At 60.5% G+C, this 12,426-nt stretch carries 7 protein-coding genes; 3 read left to right on the plus strand and 4 right to left on the minus strand.

The genetic code is table 11. The features are described from left to right. Nucleotides 1-26: 26 nt before the first annotated feature. The gene (locus HMPREF3104_RS02200; protein ID WP_070493853.1) at nt 27-1,673 is read right to left on the minus strand and encodes a cytochrome c biogenesis protein CcdA; all 1,647 of its coding nucleotides are present in this window, start codon (nt 1,671-1,673) and stop codon (nt 27-29) included. A 201-nt stretch (nt 1,674-1,874) separates the two neighbouring features. Between HMPREF3104_RS02200 and HMPREF3104_RS02205 the strand changes: the two genes are divergently transcribed. Genes HMPREF3104_RS02205 through HMPREF3104_RS02215 form a run of 3 tightly spaced genes read left to right on the plus strand, consistent with a single transcriptional unit; the run spans nt 1,875 to nt 3,455 of the window. After that, a complete protein-coding gene (locus HMPREF3104_RS02205) occupies nt 1,875-2,171 on the plus strand; it encodes a hypothetical protein (protein ID WP_246816324.1) in 297 nt (98 codons plus the stop codon). A 40-nt stretch (nt 2,172-2,211) separates the two neighbouring features. Further along, the gene (locus tag HMPREF3104_RS02210) at nt 2,212-2,757 is read left to right on the plus strand and encodes a sigma-70 family RNA polymerase sigma factor (RefSeq protein ID WP_070493908.1); all 546 of its coding nucleotides are present in this window, start codon (nt 2,212-2,214) and stop codon (nt 2,755-2,757) included. Further along, complete coding sequence (locus HMPREF3104_RS02215; RefSeq protein ID WP_083278864.1) at nt 2,757-3,455, plus strand: anti-sigma factor; 699 nt, start codon at nt 2,757-2,759, stop codon at nt 3,453-3,455. Before HMPREF3104_RS02210 ends, HMPREF3104_RS02215 begins: the two co-directional genes overlap by 1 nt. A 107-nt stretch (nt 3,456-3,562) precedes the next feature. Here the strand turns inward: HMPREF3104_RS02215 and HMPREF3104_RS02220 are convergent, their stop codons facing one another. The 3 genes from HMPREF3104_RS02220 to HMPREF3104_RS02230 all read right to left on the minus strand — a co-directional run bounded on the left by HMPREF3104_RS02220 (nt 3,563) and on the right by HMPREF3104_RS02230 (nt 12,326). After that, nucleotides 3,563-7,576 carry a DNA-directed RNA polymerase subunit beta' gene (locus tag HMPREF3104_RS02220; RefSeq protein WP_052206460.1) on the minus strand — a complete coding sequence of 1,338 codons (4,014 nt, stop codon included), beginning with the start codon at nt 7,574-7,576 and terminating at the stop codon, nt 3,563-3,565. A gap of 96 nt (nt 7,577-7,672) precedes the next feature. Further along, a complete protein-coding gene (locus HMPREF3104_RS02225; RefSeq protein ID WP_052206461.1) occupies nt 7,673-11,170 on the minus strand; it encodes a DNA-directed RNA polymerase subunit beta in 3,498 nt (1,165 codons plus the stop codon). A 193-nt stretch (nt 11,171-11,363) separates the two neighbouring features. Next, nucleotides 11,364-12,326, minus strand: a complete 963-nt coding sequence (locus HMPREF3104_RS02230) for a cell envelope lipid trafficking protein PgfA (protein WP_070493855.1) — start codon at nt 12,324-12,326, stop codon at nt 11,364-11,366. Nucleotides 12,327-12,426: the final 100 nt, after the last annotated feature.

Consider the following 12,426-nt stretch of genomic DNA (forward strand, 5'->3'; position numbering starts at 1 on the left):
GCGGCGCGCCCGACTTATCTACATGCTTATCCAAATGTCAGCGAGTACAGACGCACGCCCGCATCCGGGGTAATCCGTACCACACCAGAGAGCGGTTCGGACTGTTTCAGCAGGTCAATCGTGCCATCGGTGACCTCAAAGGTCTTTGTTGCCCCATCTGGGTATTCCACCTTGACATTGCCCTGCCCGGAGACCACCAGCTGCACCCACGCGGCATAGACGTTGATGGCAAGGTGCCCACCTTCCGCGGCGATGGATTCTGGGCCGAGTTCCCATCTGCCGTTAAGCACGAACTGGCCTCGCTGCGGATCAGACTGCGTTCCGAAATCGTGCTGGCCAGGCGTGTAATCCGCGTTGGCGGTGTAGCTCGCACGTTTCGTACCCAGGTAGGTCTCCGGGTTTCGACCGTCCACCCCCGTAGTCACGGAAGACTGCTCGATGGGGTTGGGGAGGGGGGCGTTGGTGGCGTCGGCAAGCAAAGCCCGAATAAGCTGCTCCGTTTCAGCGTAGGAGCCCTCCCCTTCCACGATCTGGCGGACATTGCCCTCCGTGTCAATGAGGTAGCGCGCCGGCCAGTAGCGGTTGCCGTAATTGCGCCAGGTCAGGAAATCATTGTCCTGCGCAACCGGGTAGTGGATGCCCTCCTGCTCCACGGCCCGTTTCACATTGTCCAAGTCGTGCTCAAAGCCGTACTCGGGCGAGTGCACGCCAACGACCTCAAGGCCGGAGTCACGGTACGTGTCATACAGTGCAGTGATGTGCTCGCCCGCACGCTGGCAGTTGATACAGGCGTACGCCCAGAAATCCACCAATGTCACCTTCCCGTCATGCGGAGTCGGCCCAGCATCCGGCGACGCCGTGTTGATCCAGTTTTCCAACCCCGCAAACTCCGGCGCAGGACCGCAATCCTGCAGCTGTCCAGGATCAGCGCGCCTGCATTCATCAAACGAACCCGCAGTCTGGCTCACCTGACCTAGAGCATCATTGGCCAGCTGAGAGGTTTCAAACTTCTCTTTCACTCCCGCAGTCCAATCCGGAAGAGAGCGCTGCAGCGCCGCAGGAGCATTCAACGCGAGAGCCAGCGTGAACACGAGAATCACCGCACCCACCAAGCTGCGGTGGCGCTGCACAAGATCAACTTTCTGACCAATGCGGTTGCCCGCAAACGCGAACGCAAGCAGCGGCAACGCCGAACCCGCTGCAAAGGACAGTGTCAGCGCCACCGTTGACCAGCCGATCTCCCCCGTACTGCCAGCTACCGTCACCGCAGCAAGCACCGGGCCCGCACACGGCGCATAGACAGCCCCCAGCGCCATACCAATGAGAAAGCCGCCCTTCCCTCGCGCCTTCTCCTGCAAGACCGTTGGGCGTGGAAGGGCATCAAACGGCTTCTGCAGCAACTCCCCCACCTGCGGCACGAACATGCCGATGCCCACCAACGCCAGCAGCACAATACCGCCCCAGCGAAGCAGCGATTGCGGCAGATGCAACAGGCCAAGAACAAGTGAGCCCAGCAACGCAATAGCAGCAAAGCTCAGCGTCAGTCCTGCAACTACCCGAGTTGGCTTCCTCCCCACACTCACACTGAGCACCACTGGCAACACCGGCAAAATGCAGGGCGATAAGCCCGTGAGCACCCCTCCGACAAACCCGACAATTACAACGCCCAACATCGTCTTTCACCCTTCTTTTTCAAGCGGTCACTATGTCAAGCTCTACGAAGCATGGGCCCCAAAGAGATTGGAAAAAGTTGCAAAAAATTTTTTTCTGCTCAATCCAATCCGATTGCTTGGTTGGTTCCGTAGTTACTCATAGCTGGCCACCAAACCGGTAGTCAGGATGTTTTGATCAGCACCACAACGAAGGAGCAACCAATGTCCACTTCCACTCACGCCACCACCCGCCGTGCACGCTTCGGCGCCACCGCCCTCTGCGCAGTGCTGGCCGCAACGGGCTTGGCTGCCTGCAACGACGCAGACAGCATGAAGGAAGACACGAAGATGACGCCGACGGAGCAAATGTCCTCCGAAATGATGAAGCCGGAAAAGGACTCCATGGAAAAGGACTCCATGATGTCCTCCGAGTCCATGTCCCCGGAAAAGGACTCCATGAAGGAAGACTCCATGATGTCTTCCGAGTCCATGATGAGCACCGAGGAAAAGAAGCAGTAACCAACACTGGGCAGGTGACCGAGTGCTAAGTTTGGAAGCCGTGGATTTAGACCATCTGCTTACGCGCGTTGCTGAAGGCGACCAGGCAGCGTTCGGGCAGTTATATGACGCCATGGCTTCCCAAGCATTCGGTCTGGCTGTTCACATCCTTCGGGATTCTGCGCAGGCCGAAGAGGTCACCCAAGAGGTTTTTGTAGAGGTCTGGCAGAATGCGCAGCAATTTGATGCCAGCCGGGGCGGGGCAAAATCTTGGGTTCTTCGCTTGACTAAGCTTCGTGCGATTGACCGGTTGCGCAGTTGGCGCAGCTCGCAGGCACGTGACCAGGCTGACTTCTACCGGCAGCTCACCACGTGGGTGGCGGCGGAGGATGAAGCGCAGGAGCACATGGACTCCGAGTCGCTGCGCAGGCTCGTAGACTCTATTGGGGAGCCGCACCGAAGCGCGCTCATGCTGGCTTATTATGGCGATCTCACTCACCAGGAGATCGCGGAGATCACCGGAGTGCCGCTTGGCACTGCGAAAACACGGGTCCGTGACGGTCTTCGGAAGTTACGCGAAGCAGTCTCAGCAAATGGAGGGCTGTGATGAACGACGCTTTTAAGCCCCAGCAGGGCGATGATGATGTGCAGAGCTTTGCTCCGCTTTTCGACGCCGCCGCGACCCCCATCGCACCGCCCCCCTCCCTGAAATCCGACATCTTGCGTCGTATCGCGGAGACCCCGCAACGTGGAGAGCAAGAGGCAGCGCAAACCGCAGCTTCGGCCGAGATCGTCGATTTGAATGCAGAGCGTGATCTGCAGGAAATGCGCCGCTCACGCACACCGGCACGAAAGTGGTTCGCCGCGGCAGCAGCCACGATTCTGGTTTTCGCCGGTGCTGGTGTGGTCATAAACCAGTTCAATGGTTCCGATGCTCCGGACTCGACGAGTGTGGTCGCCGCACCCGGTATTGAAGAGATGCACGCGGTGATGAGTGCCGCTGACGTTCGCCAAGGCAAAGCCGAAGCAGGTGGCGCCATCCTGGATATTGTTGTCAGCAACGATATGAACAAGGGCGGCGCCATGGTAAATGGCCAGCCGGATCTTGAGCCCGGGATGGGCGCCCAGGTCTGGGCTGTGATGTCGGATGGCGCCACAATGTCCGCAGGTGTCATTGGGCAGGATCCCCACACCGACGTGTGGATGCCGCTGCCTGGCGACGCAACGTCGGTGCTGGTAACCGAAGAAGTTTCCGCAGGCGCCGCTGAGCCAACCGGTCGCGTGCTGGCACACGTCAAGCTGTAGAAAAACCGGGCCCCGGCCGTCGCAGTGAAAAACCAAAAGCCCGGCACCTTCCACAAACGGGAAGGCGCCGGGCTTTTGGGAAGCGGACCTAGCTACATGCCAGAGAACTAGATCTGATCGAAGCCGTACTCATCCAGCGGGACGGAGGCGCCGGTGAACTCGCCGTAGCCTTCGTCGCCGTAGATGGAGTCGCCGAAGCTCGGGATCGAGTAGGCCGCGGAGCGTGCCGCCTCGGTCGGCTTGACCTGGATGTTGCGGTAGCGGGAAATGCCCGTACCGGCCGGGATCAGCTTACCGATGATCACGTTCTCCTTCAGGCCGATCAGCTTGTCGGAGCGCTTGTTAATCGCGGCGTCCGTGAGCACACGGGTGGTCTCCTGGAAGGAGGCTGCGGACAGCCAGGACTCCGTAGCCAGGGAGGCCTTGGTGATACCCATGATCTCGGAACGCATCTCCGCCGGCTGGCCACCGTCGGTGACAGCAGCGGCGTTGACCTGGCGAGCCTCCGCCAGATCCACCAGCGTGCCCGGCAGGAACTCGGTGGTACCCGAGTCGATGACGGTGCCGCGGCGCAGCATCTGGCGGATGATGATCTCGATGTGCTTGTCGTGAATGGACACACCCTGGGTGCGGTACACAGCCTGGACCTCATCGATCAGGTGCTTCTCCACACCACGACGGCCGAGAACCTCAAGCACGTCGTGCGGGTCAGCAGCACCACGGAGCAGGCGGTCGCCCACCTCAACGTGGTCGCCCTCGCGCAGGGAACGCTCGATGTAGGCGTCCGGGTTGGACTCCATCGGGCGGCGCACCTGGGCCAGGCCCTGACGCTTCGACAGCTTCTCGTAGACCACAACATCCGAGCCGTCATCCGGGTGGATGGTCAGGGTCCAGAAGTTGCCCTCGTCCTCAAGGGTGATCGTGCCAGCCACGGATGCGATCGGTGCGCAGTTCTTTGGCACACGTGCCTCGAACAGCTCCTGAACACGCGGCAAACCACCGGTAATGTCGCCACCGACACCACCCTGGTGGAAGGTACGCATTGTCAGCTGGGTACCCGGCTCACCAATGGACTGTGCAGCGACGATGCCGACGGCCTCGCCGATATCAACCAGCTGGCCGGTAGCCATGGACTTGCCGTAGCACTTCGCGCAGACACCGGTCGGGGTCTGGCAGGTAAGCACGGAGCGGACCTTGACGTCCACGATGCCGGCAGCCACGAGTGCGTCGATACGCTCCTCAGAAAGCTCAGCGCCAGCCTCGAGCACGACGTTGCCCTCGGCGTCCTTCGCGTCAGCTGCCAGGACACGGCCGGCGACAGAGGTCTCGACCAGGTCATGACGGGCGTACTTCTTCTCGTTGTCCGAGCCTGCGAGGACAACGGCAACAGGTACCTTGACGCCCTGGTGGGTGCCACAGTCGTCCTCGCGGACGATGACGTCCTGCGCCACATCCACCAGACGACGGGTGAGGTAGCCGGAGTCTGCAGTACGCAGAGCCGTATCGGCCAGGCCCTTACGGGAACCGTGGGAGTTGTTGAAGTACTCCATCACGGTCAGGCCTTCGCGGAAGGAGGTCTTGATCGGACGCGTGATGTACTCACCACGCGAGTTCACAACCATGCCCTTCATGCCGGCCAGGGTCCAGATCTGGCGCATGTTACCGGCAGCACCGGACTTCACAATCATCGGAATCGGGTTGTCATCCGGGTAGAGATCCTCCACGGCCTGACCCACCTTGTTGGTAGCGTCCTGCCACAGCTCGACCAGGCGGTCGTAGCGGTTCTCCTCGGTCAGAGCACCCTTCTCCCAGAACTTGCGCTCAATCTCTTCTGCCTCGCGCTCGTACTCCTCCAAGACTTCGTTCTTGTTCGGGAGCACCAGCACGTCAGACATGGAGATGGTGATGCCGGAGCGGGTAGCCCAGTAGAAGCCAGCGTCCTTCATCTTGTCCAGCACCTGGGCAACGGTGATCATGGGGTACTTCTCCACCATGGACTGGATGATGTCACCCAGCAGCACCTTGCCGGAGCCGCCGCCCTTGCGCACCATGGCGCCTTCCTGGTACGGGAAGTTGAACGGCATCAGCTCGTTGAACATGATGCGGCCCAGGGTGGTCTGGGTGGTCCAAGCCTGGCCCTTCTCCCAGCCGTCCGGGAACTGCTCGGCCTCGATCTCCGGCGTCGGACGCAGGTGATCAATGCGCACCTGGATCGGTGCCTGCAGGCCAAGTACACCCAGGTCGTAAGCCATGATGGCTTCACGGTAGGAGGAGTACACGCCACGTGCCGGGCCGTTCTCATCAGCAGGAGCGTATGCGCCCTCGCCGCCGATCTCGTTTTCGCCCTTCAGCATGGTCAGGAAGTACAGGCCGGTCACCATGTCCAGACGCGGCATAGCCAGCGGCTTGCCGGACGCCGGGGACAGGATGTTGTTGGAGGACAGCATCAGGATGCGGGCCTCAGCCTGTGCCTCAGCGGAAAGCGGCAGGTGAACAGCCATCTGGTCACCGTCGAAGTCGGCGTTGAACGCCTCACAAGCCAGCGGGTGCAGCTGAATTGCCTTACCCTCAACCAGCTTCGGCTCAAACGCCTGGATACCAAGGCGGTGCAGCGTCGGTGCACGGTTCAACAGCACCGGGTGCTCTGCAATGGCCTCTTCCAGCACGTCCCACACCTCAGGACGCTGACGCTCCACCATGCGCTTGGCGCTCTTGATGTTCTGCGCGTAGTCATTGTCCACCAGGCGCTTCATCACGAACGGCTTGAACAGCTCAAGTGCCATCAGCTTCGGCAGACCACACTCGTGCAGCTTCAGCTGCGGACCAACAATAATCACGGAACGACCAGAGTAGTCCACACGCTTACCCAGCAGGTTCTGGCGGAAGCGGCCCTGCTTACCCTTCAGCAGGTCAGACAGGGACTTCAGCGGACGGTTACCCGGGCCGGTGACCGGGCGGCCGCGGCGACCGTTGTCAAACAGCGCGTCCACGGACTCCTGCAGCATGCGCTTCTCATTGTTCACAATGATCTCGGGCGCGCCGAGGTCAATCATGCGCTTGAGGCGGTTGTTGCGGTTGATCACGCGACGGTACAGGTCATTGAGGTCGGAGGTAGCGAAACGGCCACCGTCCAGCTGCACCATCGGGCGCAGCTCTGGCGGGATCACCGGGATCGCATCCAGGATCATGCCTGCCGGGTCATTGCCGGAGCGCTGGAACGCAGCGACAACCTTCAGACGCTTCAGTGCGCGGACCTTCTTCTGGCCCTTGCCCTCAGCGATGATGCCGCGCAGCTCCTCTGCCTCAGCATCCAGGTCGAAGTTACGGATCAGGGTCTGGATAGCTTCCGCACCCATGCCGCCGGTGAAGTAGTCCTCGTAGCGGTCGACGAGTTCCTCGTACAGGTTCTCATCAATAATCATCTGCTTCGGAGCCAGCTTGGTGAAGGTGGTCCAGATCTCGTCCAGACGCTCCACCTCACGCTCACCTGCCTCACGCAGGTGCGTCATCTCCTTGTCAGCAGCGTTCTGCACCTTCTTGCGTGCAGCCGCGGTTGCGCCGGCAGCCTCAAGTTCAGCCAGGTCCTCCTCCAGCTTCTGAGCGCGCTCGGCGATCTCAGAGTTGGTGTCGTCCTCGACTTCCTTCTTCTCCATGATCATCTCTGCCTCAAGGGTGGAGAGATCATTGTGGCGTGCCTCATCATCAACGCTGGTGATGATGTTGGCAGCGAAGTAAATAATGCGCTCAAGGTCCTTCGGAGCCAGGTCCAGCAGGTAGCCCAGACGCGACGGCACACCCTTGAAGTACCAGATGTGCGTCACCGGCGCAGCCAGCTCAATGTGGCCCATGCGCTCGCGGCGAACCTTGGACTTGGTCACCTCGACGCCACAGCGCTCACAGATAATGCCCTTGTAGCGGACGCGCTTGTACTTGCCGCAGGCACACTCCCAGTCACGGGTGGGGCCGAAGATGCGCTCACAGAAGAGGCCATCCTTCTCCGGCTTCAAGGTGCGGTAGTTAATGGTCTCCGGCTTCTTTACCTCGCCGTGGGACCAACGACGGATGTCGTCGGCGGTGGCCAGGCCGATGCGAAGCTCATCGAAGAGGTTTACGTCAAACACGTAAAACTTCCTTTTCAGTAGTGGTTTGGGGTTGAGGTTCGTAGTGTTCGCGGCAACGTCGACAAGCAGCATGCTTCTCGACGCCCCGCCCTAGCCTTACGCCGTATCAGCTGCCGCACCCTCATCGCGGGAAAGGTTGATACCCAGCGAGGATCCGGCCTGATCAAACTCATCATCGTCGCCGTCAAGCTCCATCGGCGTGCCATCCGTGGAGAGGACCTCCACGTTCAGGCACAGCGACTGCAGCTCCTTCAGCAACACCTTGAAGGACTCCGGAATGCCCGGATCCGGGATGTTGTCGCCCTTCACAATCGCCTCGTAGACCTTCACGCGGCCAACAACGTCATCCGACTTGATGGTCAGGAGCTCCTGCAGGGTGTAGGCAGCGCCGTATGCCTGCATTGCCCACACCTCCATCTCGCCGAAACGCTGGCCACCGAACTGGGCCTTACCGCCCAGCGGCTGCTGCGTAATCATGGAGTACGGGCCGGTGGAACGAGCGTGAATCTTCTCGTCCACCAGGTGGTGCAGCTTCAGCATGTACATGTAGCCAACGGAAATCGGGTACTTGTACGGCTCACCGGAACGGCCGTCAAACAGCATGGTCTTGCCGTTCTCATCCACCATGACGTCACCGTCACGGTTCGGCTTGGAGTTAGCCAAAAGCCCTGCGATCTCATCGTTGGTCGCACCGTCAAACACCGGGGTTGCAGTCAGCGAGTTCGCCGGCACGTCATAGAGATGCTCCGGCAGCGTCTCCAACAGCTTCGCGTTCTTCGGGTCATCCGGGTTCACCGTCCAGCCGGCCTTAGCCAGCCAACCCAAGTGCACCTCAAGGACCTGGCCAATGTTCATACGACGCGGAACACCGTGGGTGTTCAGGATGATGTCCACCGGGGTACCGTCCGCCATGAACGGCATGTCTTCCTGCGGCAGGATCTTGCCAACAACACCCTTGTTGCCGTGGCGGCCAGCCATCTTGTCGCCGTCCTGGATCTTGCGCTTCTGTGCAACGTAGACGCGGATCATCTCGTTGACACCCGGAGCCAGATCATCATCGTCCTCACGCGCGAAGCGACGAACAGCAATAACCTTGCCCTGCTCACCGTGCGGCACCTTCAGAGAGGTATCGCGCACCTCGCGAGCCTTCTCACCGAAGATGGCGCGCAGCAGGCGCTCCTCCGGGGTCAGCTCGGTCTCACCCTTCGGGGTGACCTTACCCACCAGGATGTCGCCGTCACGCACGTCCGCACCGATGCGGATAATGCCGCGCTCATCCAGGTCCTTCAGCACGTCCTCGGACACGTTCGGGATCTCGCGGGTGATTTCCTCAGCACCCAGCTTGGTGTCGCGGGCATCAATCTCGTGCTCCTCAATGTGCACGGAGGTCAGGATGTCCTCCTCAACCACACGCTGGTTGAGAATGATGGCGTCCTCGTAGTTGTGGCCTTCCCACGGCATGAACGCAACCAGCAGGTTGCGGCCAAGTGCCATCTCGCCGTCCTTGGTGCCCGGGCCATCAGCAATGACCTGGCCAGCCTCAACGCGGTCGCCCTGGCTCACAATCGGGGTCTGGTTGTAGCAGGTGCCCTGGTTGGTGCGCTCGAAGGTGCGCAGCATGTAGGTGTCGCGGCCACCTTCATCATCCATGACGGTGATGTAGTCACCGGTCACGGTCTCAACCACACCAGCCTTGGGGGAGATCACGGTATCGCCAGCATCGTATGCAGCGCGCTGCTCCATACCGGTTGCCACGTACGCAGCCTCTGCGCGCAGCAGCGGCACAGCCTGCTTCTGCATGTTCGCACCCATCAGCGCACGGTTAGCATCGTCGTGCTCCAGGAACGGAATCATTGCCGTAGCAACGGACACCATCTGACGCGGGGAGATATCCAGGTAGTCAACGCCCTTCGGGCCGACAACGCCGATGTCGCCGTCCTTCAAGCGGACCTCAATACGCTCACCGGTCAGGTTGCCGTCCTTATCCATCGGAGTAGCCGCCTGCGCAATGGCGTAACGGTCCTCCTCATCAGCGGTGAGGTAGTCAACCTGGTCGGTCAGCTTGCCGTCGTTAACCTTCTGGTACGGCGTCTCAATGAAGCCGAACGGGTTGACGCGAGCGTACGAAGACAGTGCACCGATCAGACCAATGTTCGGGCCTTCCGGCGTCTCAATCGGGCACATGCGGCCGTAGTGAGACGGGTGCACGTCACGCACCTCAATGCCGGCACGCTCACGGCTCAGACCACCCGGGCCGAGCGCGGAGAGACGACGCTTGTGCGTCAGACCAGACAGAGAGTTGTTCTGGTCCATGAACTGGGACAGCTGCGAGGTACCGAAGAACTCACGGATAGCAGCAGATACCGGACGCACGTTGATCAGGGACGTCGGGGTGATGGACTCCGCATCCTGCGTGGTCATGCGCTCACGCACAACACGCTCCATACGGGACAGGCCCACGCGAACCTGGTTCTGGATCAGCTCGCCCACCGTGCGCAGACGACGGTTACCAAAGTGGTCAATGTCATCCGTGCTGATCGGGATGATCTCACCGGACGGCGAGGTCATCTCGGACTCACCTGCGTGCAGGCGCACCAGGTACTCGAGGGTGGTTGCAATGTCCTCTTCGGTCAGCGTCATCAAACCGTCATGATCGCCGCCGAGGCCCAGCTTGCGGTTGACCTTGTAGCGGCCCACGCGAGCAAGGTCATAACGCTTTGCCTTGAAGAAGGAGTTCTCCAGCAGGGACTGCGCAAGGTCACGCGTCGGCTGCTCGCCCGGACGCTGCTTGCGGTAAATCTCCAGCAGCGCCTCATCGGTGTTTGCCACACCATCAGACTCAAGGGTGGCCATCATGATCTCGGAGAAGCCGAAGCGCTCCGTGATCTGCTCGGTGGTCCAGCCAAGCGCCTTCAGAAGAACGGTCACCGGCTGACGACGCTTACGGTCAATACGCACACCAACCGTGTCGCGCTTGTCCACGTCAAATTCCAGCCACGCACCGCGCGACGGAATCACCTTCACAGAGTGCAGCGGGCGCTCCGTGGACTTATCAATCGTCTCGTCGAAGTACACACCCGGAGAACGCACGAGCTGGGAAACCACCACACGCTCCGTGCCGTTCACGATGAAGGTGCCCTTCTCCGTCATCAGCGGGAAATCGCCGATAAACACGGTCTGGGACTTGATCTCCTGCGTGTCATTGTTAATAAACTCCGCCGTGACGTACAGGGGCGCGGAGTAGTTGATGTCCTTGTCTTTAGCTTCCTCGATGGTGTACTTCACATCTTCGAAGCGCGGCTCGGACAAGCTCAGGCTCATATTGCCCGAGTAATCCTGGATCGGAGAGATCTCCTCAAGGATGTCCTCCAAGCCACTCGTCACACGAGCGGTTTCGCCACGCAGCTGCTGCTCGCGCTCACGCCACTCGGACGTGCCCACAAGCCACGCAAAAGATTCAAGCTGCACATCGAGCAGGCCCGGGACGGTAATGGGCTCATTGATTTTGGCGAACGAGTAACGCTCGGGCGCCCCGGGGATTTCAGCCATTGACATGGTCTGGTCTGAGACTGCCAAGTTGGGTCCTTCCAGCACCTTAGCGGAAGCCGCAAAAATCTGCTCTGGCATACAGATCTGCGACGTTTCCGCTGGTTAAGTTAGCATTCGGTCTGCTTCGGAAGTTCCGCCCCCAGAGACAACAAAATCACCTTGTCAAATCGGCCTTCATCTACCGCATCTGCAAGGTTTGCGCGCACACTGGAGACGGCTTCCAGCGCAACGAATGAGCTTATACCACATCTCCGCTCTTGTAAAGAGATGCCCCACCCGCGGACACCCTACCACCCGAACGGCGCTGCGCGAGTATCCACACGAGCCCCGCCAGCGTCAAGATGCCACCAGCACCAATGGCGACGCGGGAAGCAAGCGTACCCCACGTCGGTGCGGACAAGCGAGCCAGCTCTTTGAGCAGCGCGCTGACCTGCTCCGGGTCCGTCTTCGCGTCATACTTTACGACGTTTTCCAGCCCGTTACCCTCAGCGTCCGCATAGTAGTCATCCACCGCTTCACGCAGCCCCACCACCAGGCCAGATGCCTGATCTACCAGCAGTTCACGCTCCGCGGCGTGGAAAAGATAGGTGCGCTGGTCTTCGGCAAAGCCGAGGTTGCGATCATCAGCGAAACGCTGCGCCAAGTTCGTTGGCTCAATGACTTGGCGGAAGGTGTAGACGGTGCGGCCTTCGATCTCTTCCTCGCCCACGAACTGGGCAGGTACCGCGCCGCGCAAGGTCGGGTCAAAGACCTCATAGTCGCGCTGCTCCACGTTTGCCGGGAACTTCAGCCACGCCCCCTCAATCGGCACAGCCACTTCCGGCATGGCCATCACCAGCTGCACGTCGGCTGGCCCTAGGGCTTCGCCAGTCAGCCGGTCCATCTGATACGACCACGTCGAGGCCGTTACCAGGTTCTCAAAGTCACTCGGCGCGTCCCCCGCACGCAACGTGTCCCCCACGCGCACCGACATCGTGTTTTCATCCGATGGCTCACGAATCTCCATGTGCAGCTGGCGCGTCACCGGCGCCGGCTCCCCACCACGCATGCCATCAGGATCGCTCAACGTCCAGGTGGCGGAGCTTAGTTTCAACGGCAAGCGCGCATCCCACACCAGAAATTTCGGCGCTACCAGTCCCCCAACAAGCAACGCGATACCCAACACCATGAACAGCGCTGGCAAGGAACGGGACTTATGCATGATGCGCTACTTTACCGCAGATGTGCGAAACCCCGGCTTCCACTGGGGCTCGGCAGCACCTGTTTCAACAAATATGCAGGGGAAGATATGCAGGTTCCCT

The sequence above is a fragment of the Corynebacterium sp. HMSC30G07 genome, assembly GCF_001806945.1.
GTDB classification, from domain to species: domain Bacteria; phylum Actinomycetota; class Actinomycetes; order Mycobacteriales; family Mycobacteriaceae; genus Corynebacterium; species Corynebacterium riegelii.